The following is a 15,198-nucleotide window of genomic DNA, read 5'->3' as shown; positions in this document are numbered from 1 at the left end:
GGCGTATCGGCTAGCGCGGTCGATCAGCGGCGCAGGGTTTTCACCCCGTCGCCGGTGCCGAGCAGCAGCAGGTCGGCGGGTCGCGCGGCGAACAGGCCGTTGCAGACCACGCCGACGATGGCGTTGATCCGGCTCTCCAGCTCTAGCGGGTCGAGGATCTGCAGGTTGAACACGTCGATGATGATATTGCCGTTGTCGGTGGTCACCCCGTCGCGGTACACCGGGTCGCCACCGAGCTTGACCAGCTCGCGGGCGACATGGCTGCGGGCCATGGGGATCACTTCCACCGGCAGCGGGAAGCTTCCGAGCACCGGCACCAGCTTGCTGCCGTCGGCGATGCAGACGAAAGTCTTGGCCACGGCGGCGACGATTTTCTCGCGGGTCAAGGCCGCCCCGCCGCCCTTGATCAGCTCCAGGCGTTCGTTGCTCTCATCGCAGCCATCGACATAGAACTCCAGTCCGCTGACGGTATTGAGCTCATACACCGCAATGCCGTGGCCTTTCAGGCGCTGCGCGGTGGCTTCCGAGCTGGCCACGGCGCCGTCGAAGGCACCTTTGTGCCGGGCCAGTGCATCGATGAAGCAATTGGCGGTGGAGCCGGTGCCAACCCCGACGATGCTCTTGTCATCCAATTGCGGGAGGATGAAATCGACAGCGGCCTGCGCCACCGCCTGTTTGAGTTGATCCTGAGTCATGCGGGCTCCACGGCGAACGGAAAATCTGAAGGCGCCGATTATAGCCTTATGGCGCGGTAAAACCCCCTGATTCGTATGGTCGTTTGGCTGAGCCGTGGGGTAGACTCCTTGATCCCCGCAAGCCTGCCAGCGATGCCTTCCGATGCTTGAACAGTACGTTAAGAAGATCCTCACCTCGCGCGTTTACGACGTTGCCGTGGAAACGCCGCTGCAAGCGGCCCGTCAGCTCTCCGAGCGGCTCGGCAATCAGATTCTGCTCAAACGCGAAGACTTGCAGCCGGTGTACTCCTTCAAAATTCGCGGCGCCTACAACAAGCTGGCGCAGTTGAGCGAGGCCGAAGCCGCCCTGGGCGTGGTCACCGCCTCGGCCGGCAACCACGCCCAGGGGTTGGCGCTGGCGGCCAAGGTGCTGGGGATCAAGGCGACCATCGTGATGCCCAAGACGACCCCGGAGATCAAGGTCGAAGGCGTGCGTTCGCGTGGCGGCCGGGTCGTGCTGCACGGCGACTCCTTTCCCGAGGCGCTGGCCTATTCGTTGAAGCTGGTCGAGGAAAAAGGCTACGTCTATATCCACCCCTACGATGACCCGCACACCATCGCCGGCCAAGGCACGGTGGCGATGGAGATCCTCCGTCAGCACCCCGGCCGGTTGGACGCGATCTTCGTGCCGGTCGGTGGCGGCGGCCTGATCGCCGGCATCGCCGCCTACGTCAAATACCTGCGCCCGGAAATCAAGGTGATCGGCGTCGAGCCGGATGACTCCAACTGCCTGCAGGCGGCGATGGCCGCCGGCGAGCGCGTGGTGTTGAGCCAGGTCGGGATGTTCGCCGATGGCGTGGCGGTGGCGCAGATCGGCGCGCACGGCTTCGAGATCTGCAAAGACCATGTCGACGAGGTGATCACCGTCAGCACCGACGAGATCTGTGCGGCGATCAAGGACATCTACGACGACACCCGCTCGATCACCGAGCCGGCCGGCGCCTTGGGCGTGGCCGGGATCAAGAAGTATGTCGAGCGTGAAGGGTGCAGCGGCCAGGTGCTGGTGGCCATCGATTCCGGCGCCAACGTCAACTTCGACCGTTTGCGCCATGTCGCCGAGCGCGCCGAGTTGGGCGAGGGCCGCGAGGCGATCATCGCCGTGACCATTCCGGAGCAGCCGGGCAGTTTCAAGGCGTTCTGCGAGGCCATCGGCAAGCGGCAGATCACCGAGTTCAATTACCGCTACCACACCGACAAGGAAGCGCACATCTTCGTCGGCGTGCAGACCCACCCGGAAACCGACCCGCGCGAGGCGTTGGTGAAAAGCCTGCAGGCGCAGGGCTTCCCAGTGCTCGACCTGACCGACAACGAGCTGGCCAAGCTGCATATCCGTCATATGGTCGGTGGCCATGCGGTGCGGGTCAGCGATGAGGTGGTGTATCGCTTCGAGTTCCCGGAACGCCCGGGTGCGCTGTTCAACTTCCTCAACAAGCTGGGCGGGCGCTGGAACATCTCCATGTTCCACTACCGCAACCACGGCGCGGCCGATGGGCGGGTGGTGGTCGGCTTGCAAGTGCCGACGGAGCAGCGCCATCTGGTGTCGGAGGCGCTGGAGGAGATCGGCTATCCGTACTGGGATGAGAGCGACAATCCGGCCTACCAACTGTTTCTCGGCTGAGAATCGGTATCTAGGCTCAACACCATTACTGACAGGGATGCACCCATGGATCACTACCTGCTGCTGAAGATTCTCCACAGCCTGCCCGCCATCCTGCTGCCGCTCGGGGTGATTGCCCATATCCTGCTGCTGTGGAAGGCCCAGCGGCGCGGCGAGCCCGCGCTACTGGCGCGCAAGCTGCGCCGTACCCGCCTGCTCAGCCTGCCGATTCTGGGTGTACTGGCCCTGACGCTGCCCGTCAGCGGCTGGCAGCTGGTGCACATGGTCGGCTGGCCGCTGGGCCAGTTCTGGCTGCTGGGCAGCGCCGTGCTGTTTGCCCTGCTGGCGCTGTTCGGTCTGCTGCTGGCCGGCCGCCTCGCCGCCTGGGAAGCGCTGGGCGATACCCCGGCACCGCAGCGGCTGCTGCGCTTCAGCGCCGCCTATGCCGGGCTGATCCTGGTGCTGCTGGTGGCGATTCTTGGCTTGATGGGCGCCAAGCCGGCATGACTTATTGATGAGTGTCGCCGCGCCCCACCCATGCTAAGGGCCGGCTTCCCGGGGACGACGGTGCAAGGGTTGCGGGCGGTGTCGGCTTCGAACCCGGCCTAGCGCAGGGAAATCACCGGCCAGCCGCGTTGCATGGCCTCGGCCCGCAGCTTCGGGTCGGGGTCGACGGCGAAGGGGTGGCTGACTTGTTCCAATAGCGGCAGGTCGTTCATCGAGTCGCTGTAGAAGGTACTGTTTTCCAGGGTCATACCGGTTTGCGTCAGCCAGCGGTTGAGGCGGGTGACCTTGCCTTCCTTGAAGCACGGCACGTCGGTCGTGCGCCCGGTATAGCGCCCACCCGCCAGCTCGCACTCGGTCGCCAGCAGGGTGTCGACGCCCAGGCGTGCGGCGATCGGCGCGGTGACGAAGCGGTTGGTGGCGGTGATGATCAGCAGTTTGTCGCCGGCCGCGCGATGTTCGGCCAGCAGCGCTTCGCCCTTGGCCAGGATGATCGGCTCGATGCAGTCGCGCATGAATTCGCGGTGCCATTGCTCGAGTTGCGCCATGTCGCTGCGGCCCAGAATCTCCAGGCTGAAATTCAGGTAGTCGGTGATATTCAGGTGGCCGGCCAGGTAGTCCTGATAGAAGGCATCATTGCGCGCCTTGTACGCCACGCCGTCGAGAATCCCGCGTTCGCACAGGTAATCACCCCAGGCGTGGTCGCTGTCGCCGGCCAATAAGGTGTTATCAAGATCGAATAAAGCCAGGCGCATGTTAGTTTCTCGCTGCTCTTGTTGAACTCAGGGGCTGGAAAAAAGGCTGACAGAATACGAGCTTTCGCCCAGCCTGCCCATAAGGCGGGCTGCCGCGTTGCTGCTGTCACGACCTTTGTGAAAGAATGCCGAAACAAGCGTTTGCGAGGTTGTGTGCCGTGATCGATTCTGATGGTTTTCGCCCGAATGTCGGCATCATTCTGACCAATGATGTCGGCCAAGTGCTGTGGGCGCGTCGTATAAATCAGGATGCCTGGCAGTTTCCGCAAGGCGGGATCAATGATCGCGAGTCGCCGGAAGAGGCCCTGTATCGCGAATTGAACGAAGAAGTCGGCCTGGAACAGCAGGATGTGCAGATTCTTGCCTGTACCCGTGGCTGGTTGCGCTATCGTCTGCCGCAACGTTTGGTGCGGACCCATAGCCAGCCGCTGTGCATCGGCCAGAAACAAAAGTGGTTTCTGCTGCGCCTGAAGTCTGCGGAAGAGCGGGTGCGCATGGACCTGACCAGCAAACCCGAGTTCGATGGCTGGAAATGGGTCAGCTACTGGTATCCGTTGGGCCAAGTGGTGACATTCAAGCGCGAGGTATACCGCCGCGCGCTCAAGGAACTAGCACCGCGCCTGTTGGCGCGCGACTGACTAAGACGCACTACTGACTAAGGAGCCGACCCCGAGCCATGCTCAACACGCTGCGCAAGATCGTCCAGGAAGTGAACTCCGCCAAAGATCTCAAGGCGGCGCTGACGATTATTGTGCAGCGGGTCAAAGAGGCGATGGGCAGCCAGGTCTGCTCGGTGTACCTGCTCGACCCGGAAACCAATCGCTTCGTGCTAATGGCCACCGAGGGCTTGAACAAGCGCTCGATCGGCAAGGTCAGCATGTCGCCGAGCGAAGGCCTGGTCGGCCTGGTCGGTACCCGCGAAGAGCCGTTGAACCTGGAAAACGCGGCCGATCACCCGCGCTACCGCTACTTCGCCGAAACCGGTGAAGAACGCTACGCCTCCTTCCTCGGCGCGCCGATCATCCACCACCGGCGGGTGATGGGCGTGTTGGTGATCCAGCAAAAGGAGCGCCGCCAGTTCGACGAGGGCGAAGAGGCCTTCCTGGTCACCATGAGCGCGCAGCTTGCCGGGGTGATCGCCCACGCCGAGGCCACCGGCTCGATCCGTGGCCTGGGCAAGCAGGGCAAGGGCATCCAGGAAGCCAAGTTCCTCGGCGTGCCGGGTTCGCCGGGTGCGGCCGTGGGGACCGCGGTGGTCATGTTGCCGCCCGCCGATCTGGAAGTGGTGCCGGACAAGACCGTCGATGATATCGCCGCCGAGCTGCTGCTGTTCAACCAGGCGTTGGAGCGGGTGCGCGCGGACATGCGGGCGCTGTCGGCCAAGCTGGCGACGCAACTGCGCCCGGAAGAGCGCGCGCTGTTCGACGTGTACCTGATGATGCTCGACGACGCCGCCCTGGGTAGCGAAGTGACCACGGTGATCAAGACCGGCCAGTGGGCGCAGGGCGCCCTGCGCCAAGTGGTCGGCGAGCACGTCAATCGCTTTGAATTGATGGACGATGCTTACTTGCGCGAGCGCGCCTCGGACGTCAAGGACCTCGGCCGCCGTTTGTTGGCCTACCTGCAGCAGGCGCGGCAGAACAACCTGGTCTACCCGGACAACACCATTCTGGTCAGCGAGGAGCTGTCGCCGGCGATGCTCGGCGAAGTACCGGAAGGCAAGCTGGTCGGCCTGGTTTCGGTGCTCGGTTCGGGCAACTCGCATGTGGCGATTTTCGCCCGCGCCATGGGTATTCCCACGGTCATGGGCGCGGTCGACCTGCCGTATTCGAAGATCGACGGCATTCAGCTGATCGTCGATGGTTACCACGGCGAAGTCTTCACCAACCCCAGTGAGGTGTTGCGCAAGCAATACGCCGAGGTGGTCGAGGAAGAGCGCCAACTGACCCAGGGCCTGAGCGCGCTGCGCGAACTACCGTGCGAGACCCTGGATGGCCACCGCATGCCGCTGTGGGTCAATACCGGCCTGCTCGCCGACGTGGTGCGCGCCCAGGAGCGCGGTGCCGAAGGCGTGGGCCTGTATCGCACCGAAGTGCCGTTCATGATCAAGGACCGCTTCCCCAGCGAAAAAGAACAGATGCTGATCTATCGCGAGCAGCTGGCGGCTTTCCACCCGCTGCCGGTGACCATGCGCAGCCTGGATATCGGTGGTGACAAGGCACTGTCGTATTTCCCGATCAAGGAAGACAACCCGTTCCTCGGCTGGCGCGGCATTCGCGTCACCCTCGACCACCCGGAAATCTTCCTGGTGCAGACCCGCGCCATGCTCAAGGCCAGCGAAGGGTTGGACAACCTGCGCATCCTGCTGCCGATGATCTCCGGCACCCATGAGCTGGAAGAGGCGCTGCACCTGATCCACCGCGCCTGGGGCGAGGTGCGCGACGAAGGCACCGACGTGCCGCTGCCGCCGGTCGGGGTGATGATCGAAGTGCCTGCCGCGGTCTATCAGGTGCGCGAACTGGCGCGCCAGGTGGACTTCCTCTCGGTCGGCTCGAATGACCTGACGCAATACCTGTTGGCGGTGGACCGCAATAACCCGCGGGTCGCCGACCTCTATGACTTCCTCCATCCGGCGGTGCTGCAGGCGTTGCGGCTGGTGGTCGACGGCGCCCACGCCGAAGGCAAGCCGGTGAGCATCTGCGGCGAGATGGCTGGCGACCCCTCGGCGGCGGTGCTGCTGATGGCCATGGGCTTCGACGGCCTGTCGATGAACGCTACCAACCTGCCGAAGGTGAAATGGCTGCTGCGCCAGATCAGCCTGAGCAAGGCCAAGGAGCTGCTGGCGCAACTGATGACCATCGACAATCCGCAGGTCATCCACAGCAGCCTGCACTTGGCCCTGCGCAACCTTGGCCTCAGTCGGGTACTCAATCCCGCCGCGACGATTCAGGCCTAGAGCGGCCTGCGCGTGCCGCTTTCAGCCAAGCCCCTGTCCATGCACCTGCTGGCCAGCCTACGTCTGTCGGCTGCCAGCGGGCTGGTCTGTCAGGGACAGAGCCTGTGGCTGGTGGCCGACGACGGCTTGACCCTGCAGCATTACAGCCTGGACGGTGAGTGGCGGGCCGAGCTGGCGCTGCTGCCCGGCGAGTTGCCCGCAGACGCCAAGCAACGGAAAAAACTCAAAGCCGATTTCGAGGCCTTGCTGCTGCTGCCCGACGGTGCCTTGCTGGCGCTGGGCTCGGGTTCGACCAAGCGCCGCCGACGCGGTTGTCTGGTTCAGGCCGGGGTGGTGCGGGTCATCGACCTCGGCCCGCTGTATCTGAAGTTGGCCGAGCATTTCCAGGAGCTGAACCTGGAGGGCGCGGTGATTCATGGCGGCCAGTTGCTGCTGGCGCAGCGCGGCAATGGCGCGGGCGGGGAAAACGCCCTGGTGTTTCTCGATCTGCAACGAGCCTTGGCCGACCTCGATAACGATCAGTTGAGCCCGGGCGCTCTGCTGCGCACCCTGCCGGTGCCGCTGGGAGCACTGGACGGCGTACCGCTGGGCCTGACCGACCTCGGCGTGGACCCAGCCGGGCGCCTGTATTTCAGTGCCGCAGCCGAAGCCAGCGACTCCAGCTACCTGGACGGCGCCTGCGTCGGCAGCGTGCTCGGCCGCTTCGCGGCGGATTTCAGCATCGAACAGCTGATGCGCCTGCAGCCAACGGCGAAGATCGAAGGGCTGGCCTTTCAGGCCGACGGTCGCCTGCTGCTGGTGGCCGATGCCGACGACCCGACGGTGGCGGCGCCGCTGTTTGCCTTGGACGGCCTGCTCTAGTGGCCTGTTTGGTTAGTTCGATTAGTCAATTCCGGCGCCTGAGACCCCGATACGGCGTTGCGGCTCCTCACCCTAGCTGAGCGATGACTCGTCACAGCGCCTTGTCTCGGAACCTCCGTCATCCGGACTTGAGTTAACCCACTCACCGCACTGGCCACTAGCGGCCTGCCGTGGGTTCAATGCCGCCATGTCCAGCGGCTGGGTTCGGCGCCTCGCCGTACAGGCCGCTAGTCCTCCAGGCGGACCTCACCCAAGTGCGCGCCGTAAGGGCCATAACTGCGTTCGAGCAACTGTCGCCGGCCATCGGCCTGGACGATCAACACGCTGCTGGCGCGCGTGCCGTAGGTGCGGCTGGAGATGAAAATGCTCGACAGCAGCTGTTCGGTGGCCAAACCGAGGCCGGTATCCGGCAGTTCGGCTTCCGGCGCTTGTTGCGGATCGGCGAGAAGCTCCAGCAGGGTGGGTGCTTGCGGTGCGGCGAGGCAGTCGGCGAGCGCCGCCTTGGCCCGCAGCAACTTCGGCCAGGGCGTATCCAGGCTGGCATTGGACAGCCCATAGATGCCACTGCCCAGGCGCTGAGGCGTGCCTTCCCGGGAGTTGAAATACCAGAACTCGGTGCTGTTGCCGATCAGCAGGCTGAACCCGGCATAGTCGCTCGCCCGCAGCGCGATTTCGGCCAGGTAGGACTCCGGCGACTGTTGGCCACGCAGAAACTGCGCAACCAGCTCGCCGCGCGAGCGCCCGCCCTGTACTTGGCGTGGATTGCGGATATTGGTCAGCGCGGCGAAGCGGCCTTGGGCACCGATGCCCAGCCAGGCGCCGCCGGCCTCCAGGTCGCGCCCGGCGATCACCCCCGGGGCATCCGCCCAGGCGCCGAGCGGCTGGCTCGGGCGGGCATAGAACTCGTCACGGTTGGCGGCGAGCACCAGGGGGATGGCATGTCCCGGGCGCCAGGCGAATACGATCAAGCACATGCTAGGGTCCTCACGTTGCGAGTTTTTCGTGTACGCCAGCGGCATCCAGCTCGGCACCCACATGCACGCGAACCTTGCGCGCCCCGCTACCCCGGCCGAGCCCCTGCAGAACGCGCTCCTCGACCTGAGACAAGCCGCCTTCGAAGCGCTCCAGCGGCTGGGTCAGCAGCTTCGGCGGCAGGCTCAGGCGCAGGAAGCGCTTGGGCAGCAGTTCGCTCACTGCTTGCTTGAGTAGCCTATCGGCGATGCTGAATTCCGCCACCAGCAGCCGCAGGTTGCTGAAGGGCGGCGAGGCGAGCAGCCCCACGCTGCGCCCGCTTTCCAGGTGGCTCAGGCGCAAGCGGTTGCAGGCCAGCTTGAGGTAGAAGGTGTTATGCACGGCGCGAGGCCCTACGTGAGTGTCATTGCCACTGTACGCAAAGCCGTCGGTGGCATCCATCGCCGCAGGTGGAGGGGGGCAGGCGCATCCGTTACCATGCCGCATCGTTTTCCGGGGTTGCCCATGGAATTTCTACTCTACTTGCTGCTGGGCGCCGGCGCCGGTGTGCTCGCTGGGCTGTTCGGCGTCGGTGGCGGCATTATCATCGTGCCGGTGCTGGTGTTCAGTTTCACCGCCCAGGGCTTCGATGCGTCGATCCTCACCCACCTGGCGGTCGGTACATCGCTGGCGACCATCATCTTCACCTCGATCAACGCGGTGCTGGAGCATCAGCGCAAGGGCGCGGTGCGCTGGCCGATCTTTGCCTGGATGACCCTCGGGATTCTGCTCGGTGCCGGTTTCGGCGCGCTGACGGCGACGGCGATCAATGGCCCGCTGCTGCAGAAAATCATCGGCGTGTTCGCCATCATCATTGCGCTGCAGATGGCCCTGGAGCTGAAACCTAAGGCCAGTCGCGGCGTCCCGGGCAAGTTCGGATTGAGTGCGGCCGGCGTGGTGATCGGTTGGGCTTCGGCGATTTTCGGCATCGGCGGCGGTTCCTTGACCGTGCCGTTCCTGAGCTGGCGCAGCGTGCCGATGCAGCAGGCGGTGGCCACCTCGTCCGCCTGCGGCTTGCCGATCGCCGCGGCCAGCGCCCTGAGCTTCATGCTGCTGGGCTGGCACGATCCGCTGCTGCCGGCCTGGAGCCTGGGTTTCGTCTACCTGCCGGCGATGGCGGGAATCGCCATCACCAGTATGTTTTTCGCCCGCTTTGGCGCGCGCCTGGCGCACAAGTTGTCGCCGCGCCTGCTCAAGCGTCTGTTCGCCTTGCTGCTGCTCTGTGTGGGCACCAGTTTCTTGATTTAAAAAGCTGTTTTGAAAATGCCTACGCTCGGTGATGCGGCGTTGAAAACAGGCTCGGACTGCTCATTTACTCGATGTAAACTGCGTGCCCTCGCCTGTTTTCGCCTTGCCTGACCTTCGCTCGGCTATTTTGAAAACACCTTTTAAGGAGTCTACATGCTGGCTTTCCCGAACATCGACCCCGTGGCCTTGGCCATCGGCCCGCTGAAGATCCACTGGTACGGCCTGATGTACCTGATCGGCATCGGCGGCGCCTGGCTGCTGGCGTCGTACCGCCTGCAGCGGTTCGACGCCACCTGGAGCAAGGAGAAACTTTCCGACCTGGTGTTCTGGGTCGCCATGGGCGTGATTCTCGGTGGGCGCCTGGGCTACGTGCTGTTCTATGACCTTCAGGCCTATATCGCCAATCCGCTGCTGATCTTCGAAGTGTGGAAGGGCGGTATGTCGTTCCACGGCGGCTTTATCGGCGTGATGCTGGCGATGCTCTGGTTCGGCAAGCGCAACGGCAAGAGCTTCTTCGAGCTGATGGACTTTATCGCCCCGCTGGTGCCGATCGGCCTGGGCGCCGGGCGCATCGGCAACTTCATCAATGCCGAGCTGTGGGGCAAGGCCACCGACGTGCCATGGGCGATGATCTTCCCGACCGACCCGGCGCAACTGCCGCGTCATCCGTCGCAGCTCTACCAGTTCGCTCTCGAAGGTGTGGCGCTGTTCCTGGTGCTCTGGGCCTTCTCGCGCAAGCCGCGGCCGACCATGGCGGTCTCCGGTGTGTTCGCGCTGTTCTACGGGTTGTTCCGCTTTATCGTCGAGTTCGTCCGCGTGCCGGATGCCCAGCTCGGCTACCTGGCCTTCGGCTGGCTGACCATGGGTCAGGTGCTCTGCGTGCCGATGATCCTCGGTGGTATCGGTTTGATTGTCTGGGCTTATCGCCGTCCCACCACTGCACCACCCATTACCCGGGGAGCCGCGCAATGAAACAGTACCTCGAGCTGATGCGCCTGGTGCGCGAGACTGGCACCTTCAAGTCCGATCGCACCGGCACCGGCACCTACAGCCTGTTCGCCCACCAGATGCGCTTCAACCTGGCCGATGGCTTCCCGCTGGTGACCACCAAGAAGTGCCACCTGAAATCCATCATCCATGAGCTGCTGTGGTTCCTCCAGGGCGACACCAACATCAAGTACCTGCAGGACAACGGCGTGCGTATCTGGGACGAGTGGGCCGACGAAAACGGCGACCTCGGCCCGGTGTACGGTTACCAATGGCGCAACTGGCCGGCGCCGAACGGCGGCTCGATCGATCAGATCAGCAAGCTGGTCGAGATGATCAAAAAGAATCCGGACTCGCGCCGGCTGATCGTCTCTGCCTGGAACCCGGCGCTGGTCGACGAGATGGCCCTGCCGCCGTGCCATGCGCTGTTCCAGTTCTACGTCGCCGACGGCAAGCTCAGCTGCCAGCTGTACCAGCGCTCGGCGGATATCTTCCTCGGCGTGCCGTTCAACATCGCCAGCTACGCCTTGCTGACGCTGATGGTGGCGCAGGTCTGCGACCTGCAGCCGGGCGAGTTCATCTGGACCGGCGGCGACTGCCACCTGTATGCCAACCATATCGAGCAGACCGATCTGCAACTGACGCGCGAGCCGCTGCCGTTGCCGACCATGAAGCTCAACCCGGCAGTGAAAGACCTGTTCGCCTTCACGTTCGAGGACTTCGAGCTGGTCGGTTACCAGGCGCACCCGCATATCAGCGCGCCGGTGGCGGTTTAATCCATAGCGGTCGGCTGTGGGAGCGACTTCAGCCGCGATTCATTCGGCGCCTGAAACAGCTCTTCGCGGCTGAAGCCGCTCCCACGGTTGTGCCGGTTTGCGTGGGAGGGGCTTTAGCCGCGACTATTCCGGGCGATCAAGGTCGTGCCGAGGTGTTCGATCTGCTCCTGGCGCTCCATCTGTTCCAGGCGGGCGTTGGGGTTCAACGACGACCATTCGGGATGGGCGCGGGCCTTGTGCAACGTGTCCGGCAGTTTGCCTTCGCGCCAGCTGCTGTCCTGTGGCGCGGCCAGGTTGATGGCGTCCATCGCGGCGTGGCCGCGTGCTTCCAACGCTTGCAGCAGCAAGTGCTGACGCAGCGCCAGCAGGCGCAGCACGGCGTCGTCCACGGTCAGTTCGCGTTGCCCTTTGAGTTTGTCTTTCAGGCGTGAGCCATAGCTGCGCAGGGTTTGTGCGCCGCCACCGAGCAGCGCGCCCAGGGCCGCTGCCGCGCCCAGTGTCAGGCCACCGACCAGCAAGTCGATGCCGGCACCCGCCGCGGCGCCAGCGGCTATTCCGCTGCCGACCCGCACGCCGAGCTGTTTGAGGGTTTCCGGGTTGAACAGGTCGTCGCTCCAGCGCCCGTCGAGCAGCGGCAGGTCCGTCGCGGCGGCGTCTTCCGGGCGGAAGGCGTACAGGCGCAGCAGGGCTTCCACGCAGCGTTGCTCACGCTGGCGGATGGCTTCGCGCAGTTCGCGGATAGCGTCCTGCTCCAGCGTCGGTTGGGCGGCCACGCTGCGGCGGCAGGCGGCGCTGTCGAGCAGCAACTCGGCGATCAGCCGGGCGGCGCTGTGTTGGCGGGCGCGGGCCTGGGCTTCATGGTCGAGGATCAGGCGTTCCAGCGGCGGGCGGGACTTTTCCAACAGCAAGGCCAGGCTTTCATACAGGCGCCGTTCGCCATCCAGCGGCGGCGCCACCGTATCGAAGCGCACCAGCGCATGCAGGCCGAGGCGCGCCAGGGCTTCGCGCCAATCGCCTTCACGTTGCTGCGCGCTGGTGACGAAGTTCAGCACCGGCAGCAGCGGTTTGCCGCAACTGGCCAGCACCGCCAGCTCGTCGCGGTATTTGGCCAGCACCGGCTCGCGGGCGTCGATCACGTACAGGCCGGCATCCGAAGCGAGTAATTGGCGCAGCACCTTGGCTTCCTGCTCGAAGCGCTGGCGCGCCTCGCTGCCGTCGAGAAAACGCGTCAACCGCGCCGGGCCGTCGAGGCGCTCGCCGGGGCGATCAAGCCGTTCGAGGTAGTCGAGCAGGGCGATGGCATCTTCCAGCCCTGGCGTGTCGTACAACTCCAGCAGCGCTTCGCCATTCACCGACAGCCGCGCGCCCTCGACATGCCGGGTGGTGCTCGGCCGATGCGAGACTTCGCCGAAACCAACATCGCGGGTTAGGGTGCGCAGCAGCGAGGTCTTGCCGACGTTGGTGTGGCCGACCACGGCGAGCTTGAGGGGTTTGCTCATGGGCGGCCCTCTCCCCAACCCTCTGCCATAAATGGGCGAAGGGGCTGTCCGTGCCAGACCGTGGTATCGACCTGAGCATCACTCTCCCCCCTCCCGCTTACGGGAGAGGGGCCGGGGGCGAGGGCGGATGGGTGAAAAGTTTCAATCATGCCCGCTCTCCAGCCAGTTCAGCGGTGCGCTGTTGCTGTGGCTCAGGCCCAGTTTGGCCAGCGCGTGCTGCCAGTCGCCCAGTCGCTCGCTGTCGAGCATTTCGCCGGGTTGCGCTTGCAGCAGCCAGATGCGGGTGGCGCCGGCGCAGCGCGCCAGTTCACCGAGCAAGGTCAGGGTGCCGCGATCCGGCGAGCGCCGTGGATCGCAGGCGATGGCCAGGCGCGCCGGTGGAAACCGGCTGAGCTGATCGAGCAGATGCTGGCGCTGCTCGCGGCTATCGATCACCCCGGCATCGGCCACGCCGTGGGGCAGTGCGGGCGGCCAAGGGCGGCGCTGATCCAGCTCGATCGCGACCAACAGCGCGCCTTCGCTGCTGCTCGCCACCAGGCCGGATGTTGCTTCGGGCAACTGCGCGGGTGCGGGATCGGATACGCCCAAGCGTTCGCTGCTCGGCAGCAGGCGTTCGCGCAGCAGGCTGTAGCCGGGCAGGTTGAGATCCAGCGTCAGGGCGGTGCGCCCCCGACGCCAGCGCCACAGGCAGAACAGCGCCAGTAGGGCGCGTGGAAGTACGCCGTAAGCCAGCAATACCCCGACCAGCCAGGCGGCCCAGGTCTGCCGGGCGTTTTCGGCGAGCAGTGCGCTGTCACCACTGGCGCGGATCAGCTCGGCATCTGGCGTGCTGAAGCCGAGCACACTTGGCAGCGCGCCGAGCGCCTGGGTCAGCGCGACAAAAGTCTCGCCACTGAGGATGGTGGTTTCCCAGACAAAGCCGTAGCGGCGAGTGGCCAGGAGCGCTAGCAGGCTGAACAGTGCAACCAGCAGCGCCACCAGCCAGAGGCCATGCACCAGCAGGCCCAGGGCCCAGCGACTGAGACGCTGGCGTTGCAGCAACAGCAGCAGGGCCGGGGCCAGTTGCGCGGCCTGGGCGTCACGCGCGAGCTTTTCACTCAGCCACAGCCAGAGCCGCCCCAGCGTGCCAGCACTGTCGCCGGCAAAGGCCAGCCCGAGGGCCCAGCCGAGCAGCATCAGCAGGTGTAGGCCGAGCAGGCTGCCCAGCGCCCAGAACACATTGACCGGCCGTTGTCCGTCACCGAGCGCGGCGAGCGCCAGGCCGGCGCCGCTCAATAGCGCCAGAGCGAGCAGCAGAATCAACGCCAGTTGTGCGCCCTGGCGCCAATGCAGCAAGGCGCCGAGCAAGCCGTCGCGCTGCGCCAGCCACAGCGCGCGGTTCTCGATGCGGTGGGCCAGGTCGCCGCCCTCGGTCTGGGCCTGGCGGTTGGCTTCGCGATCCTCCAGCGGGCCGGCGTGTTCTTCGCGCAGGCGCACGGCTTCCGTCAGCCAGAGGCGTTGCAGGGGGGGGAGGGCGTGGGCGGGGCGATTCGGCTCGGTCACGCGGCGACTCGTTCTAAGGTTGTGTCCAGAGGATAACCGCTCAGGCTCGGCCCATCATCCGTTTGCTTTATTTCCAGGCCCCGGAGCCGGTATCCTCGCGCCCATGAAAAAGACCCTGCCCCTATGCATCATCGCCGCCCTCGCCGACAACCGTGTGATCGGGCGCGACAACCAACTGCCCTGGCATTTGCCGGCGGATCTCAAGCACTTCAAGGCCATGACCCTCGGCAAGCCGATCATCATGGGTCGCAAGACCTGGGATTCCCTCGGGCGGCCGCTGCCGGGCCGGCTGAATCTGGTGGTCAGCCGTCAGGCCGGCCTGCAACTGCACGGCGCCGAAGTCTTCCCTTCGCTGGCTGCCGCTATTGTCCGCGCGGATGAGTGGGCGCGCGCTGAAGACGCTGACGAGCTGATGCTGATCGGCGGTGCGCAACTCTACGAGCAAGGTCTGGAGCAGGCCGAGCGCCTGTATCTGACACGCGTGGCGCTGAGCCCGGAGGGCGATGCCTGGTTCCCGCCAGTGGACGCCGCCGCGTGGCGCCTGGCATCGAGCATCGAGCATGAGGCGACGGCGGAGAGTCCGGCCTATAGCTTTGAGGTCTGGGACAAACGCTGAGCGTCTCGCTAGGCTCCAAGCGCTGGTCGACGTTTCGCGCTTTTCCCTTATGCGCGCCGGCTCGCTTCGCCGGGCGGTGCGCTCTGTTTTGCCCGTGTCGAAGGCAATGAGG

General features: G+C 65.1%; 15 protein-coding genes. 9 read left to right on the top strand and 6 right to left on the bottom strand.

Annotated features, from left to right (window positions below; translation table 11 throughout):
- Positions 1 to 23 precede the first annotated feature (23 nt).
- Complete coding sequence (gene rpiA, locus AC3IYG_RS21320) at positions 24 to 695, bottom strand: ribose-5-phosphate isomerase RpiA (protein ID WP_489311465.1); 672 nt, start codon at positions 693 to 695, stop codon at positions 24 to 26.
- Between the two features lie 142 nt (positions 696 to 837).
- Here rpiA and ilvA point away from each other — a divergent pair, with 142 nt between their 5' ends.
- Both ilvA and AC3IYG_RS21310 read left to right on the top strand, forming a co-directional pair.
- Complete coding sequence (ilvA, locus tag AC3IYG_RS21315; RefSeq protein ID WP_489311464.1) at positions 838 to 2,352, top strand: threonine ammonia-lyase, biosynthetic; 1,515 nt, start codon at positions 838 to 840, stop codon at positions 2,350 to 2,352.
- Between the two features lie 45 nt (positions 2,353 to 2,397).
- Complete coding sequence (locus tag AC3IYG_RS21310; RefSeq protein WP_489311463.1) at positions 2,398 to 2,838, top strand: DUF2269 family protein; 441 nt, start codon at positions 2,398 to 2,400, stop codon at positions 2,836 to 2,838.
- Between the two features lie 98 nt (positions 2,839 to 2,936).
- On the opposite strand, the gene AC3IYG_RS21305 is transcribed toward AC3IYG_RS21310, so the two are convergent.
- Positions 2,937 to 3,590: a histidinol-phosphatase gene (locus AC3IYG_RS21305; protein WP_489311462.1), complete on the bottom strand. Its 654-nt coding sequence runs from the start codon at positions 3,588 to 3,590 to the stop codon at positions 2,937 to 2,939.
- Between the two features lie 158 nt (positions 3,591 to 3,748).
- On the opposite strand from AC3IYG_RS21305, the gene AC3IYG_RS21300 reads away from it, so the two are divergent.
- Genes AC3IYG_RS21300 through AC3IYG_RS21290 form a run of 3 tightly spaced genes read left to right on the top strand, consistent with a single transcriptional unit; the run spans position 3,749 to position 7,407 of the window.
- Complete coding sequence (locus AC3IYG_RS21300; RefSeq protein WP_489311461.1) at positions 3,749 to 4,228, top strand: RNA pyrophosphohydrolase; 480 nt, start codon at positions 3,749 to 3,751, stop codon at positions 4,226 to 4,228.
- 38 nt (positions 4,229 to 4,266) lie between these two features.
- Positions 4,267 to 6,546: a phosphoenolpyruvate--protein phosphotransferase gene (gene ptsP, locus AC3IYG_RS21295; RefSeq protein WP_489311460.1), complete on the top strand. Its 2,280-nt coding sequence runs from the start codon at positions 4,267 to 4,269 to the stop codon at positions 6,544 to 6,546.
- Positions 6,547 to 6,558: 12 nt separating this feature from the next.
- Positions 6,559 to 7,407, top strand: a complete 849-nt coding sequence (locus AC3IYG_RS21290) for a DUF6929 family protein (RefSeq protein WP_489311459.1) — start codon at positions 6,559 to 6,561, stop codon at positions 7,405 to 7,407.
- A 227-nt stretch (positions 7,408 to 7,634) separates the two neighbouring features.
- Here AC3IYG_RS21290 and AC3IYG_RS21285 read toward each other — a convergent pair whose 3' ends face one another.
- Together AC3IYG_RS21285 and AC3IYG_RS21280 are read right to left on the bottom strand one after the other, a co-directional pair.
- Positions 7,635 to 8,381, bottom strand: a complete 747-nt coding sequence (locus tag AC3IYG_RS21285; RefSeq protein WP_489311458.1) for an NRDE family protein — start codon at positions 8,379 to 8,381, stop codon at positions 7,635 to 7,637.
- A 10-nt stretch (positions 8,382 to 8,391) separates the two neighbouring features.
- On the bottom strand, positions 8,392 to 8,760 hold the full coding sequence (locus AC3IYG_RS21280) for a hypothetical protein (RefSeq protein WP_489311457.1): 369 nt from the start codon (positions 8,758 to 8,760) through the stop codon (positions 8,392 to 8,394).
- Between the two features lie 123 nt (positions 8,761 to 8,883).
- On the opposite strand from AC3IYG_RS21280, the gene AC3IYG_RS21275 reads away from it, so the two are divergent.
- The 3 genes from AC3IYG_RS21275 (at position 8,884) to AC3IYG_RS21265 (ending at position 11,429) form a co-directional block, all read left to right on the top strand.
- The gene (locus AC3IYG_RS21275; protein ID WP_489311456.1) at positions 8,884 to 9,666 is read left to right on the top strand and encodes a sulfite exporter TauE/SafE family protein; all 783 of its coding nucleotides are present in this window, start codon (positions 8,884 to 8,886) and stop codon (positions 9,664 to 9,666) included.
- A 153-nt stretch (positions 9,667 to 9,819) separates the two neighbouring features.
- The gene (gene lgt, locus AC3IYG_RS21270) at positions 9,820 to 10,638 is read left to right on the top strand and encodes a prolipoprotein diacylglyceryl transferase (RefSeq protein ID WP_489311455.1); all 819 of its coding nucleotides are present in this window, start codon (positions 9,820 to 9,822) and stop codon (positions 10,636 to 10,638) included.
- Positions 10,635 to 11,429: a thymidylate synthase gene (locus tag AC3IYG_RS21265; protein WP_489311454.1), complete on the top strand. Its 795-nt coding sequence runs from the start codon at positions 10,635 to 10,637 to the stop codon at positions 11,427 to 11,429. The genes lgt and AC3IYG_RS21265 overlap by 4 nt, the downstream gene beginning before the upstream one ends.
- Before the next feature lie 113 nt (positions 11,430 to 11,542).
- Here the strand turns inward: AC3IYG_RS21265 and AC3IYG_RS21260 are convergent, their stop codons facing one another.
- Together AC3IYG_RS21260 and AC3IYG_RS21255 are read right to left on the bottom strand one after the other, a co-directional pair.
- On the bottom strand, positions 11,543 to 12,928 hold the full coding sequence (locus tag AC3IYG_RS21260) for a GTPase/DUF3482 domain-containing protein (RefSeq protein WP_489311453.1): 1,386 nt from the start codon (positions 12,926 to 12,928) through the stop codon (positions 11,543 to 11,545).
- 141 nt (positions 12,929 to 13,069) lie between these two features.
- Positions 13,070 to 14,470 (bottom strand): DUF2868 domain-containing protein, encoded by a 1,401-nt coding sequence (locus AC3IYG_RS21255; RefSeq protein ID WP_489311452.1) that lies wholly within the window; start codon positions 14,468 to 14,470, stop codon positions 13,070 to 13,072.
- 103 nt (positions 14,471 to 14,573) lie between these two features.
- Here AC3IYG_RS21255 and AC3IYG_RS21250 point away from each other — a divergent pair, with 103 nt between their 5' ends.
- Positions 14,574 to 15,086, top strand: a complete 513-nt coding sequence (locus AC3IYG_RS21250) for a dihydrofolate reductase (protein ID WP_489311451.1) — start codon at positions 14,574 to 14,576, stop codon at positions 15,084 to 15,086.
- Positions 15,087 to 15,198: the final 112 nt, after the last annotated feature.

It is taken from the genome of Pseudomonas sp. KH_027 (assembly GCF_057838565.1).
Note: the sequence above shows the minus strand (reverse complement) of the source record. Positions and strands in the feature narration are given on the sequence as shown.

What these genes read in the sequence shown, in the direction of transcription:
- rpiA (WP_489311465.1), bottom strand. Translation starts at nt 695, where the DNA reads ATGACTCAGGATCAACTCAAACAGGCGGTGGCGCAGGCCGCTGTCGAT.
- ilvA (WP_489311464.1), top strand. Translation starts at nt 838, where the DNA reads ATGCTTGAACAGTACGTTAAGAAGATCCTCACCTCGCGCGTTTACGAC.
- AC3IYG_RS21310 (WP_489311463.1), top strand. Translation starts at nt 2,398, where the DNA reads ATGGATCACTACCTGCTGCTGAAGATTCTCCACAGCCTGCCCGCCATC.
- AC3IYG_RS21305 (WP_489311462.1), bottom strand. Translation starts at nt 3,590, where the DNA reads ATGCGCCTGGCTTTATTCGATCTTGATAACACCTTATTGGCCGGCGAC.
- ptsP (WP_489311460.1), top strand. Translation starts at nt 4,267, where the DNA reads ATGCTCAACACGCTGCGCAAGATCGTCCAGGAAGTGAACTCCGCCAAA.
- AC3IYG_RS21285 (WP_489311458.1), bottom strand. Translation starts at nt 8,381, where the DNA reads ATGTGCTTGATCGTATTCGCCTGGCGCCCGGGACATGCCATCCCCCTG.
- AC3IYG_RS21275 (WP_489311456.1), top strand. Translation starts at nt 8,884, where the DNA reads ATGGAATTTCTACTCTACTTGCTGCTGGGCGCCGGCGCCGGTGTGCTC.
- lgt (WP_489311455.1), top strand. Translation starts at nt 9,820, where the DNA reads ATGCTGGCTTTCCCGAACATCGACCCCGTGGCCTTGGCCATCGGCCCG.
- AC3IYG_RS21265 (WP_489311454.1), top strand. Translation starts at nt 10,635, where the DNA reads ATGAAACAGTACCTCGAGCTGATGCGCCTGGTGCGCGAGACTGGCACC.
- AC3IYG_RS21260 (WP_489311453.1), bottom strand. Translation starts at nt 12,928, where the DNA reads ATGAGCAAACCCCTCAAGCTCGCCGTGGTCGGCCACACCAACGTCGGC.
- AC3IYG_RS21250 (WP_489311451.1), top strand. Translation starts at nt 14,574, where the DNA reads ATGAAAAAGACCCTGCCCCTATGCATCATCGCCGCCCTCGCCGACAAC.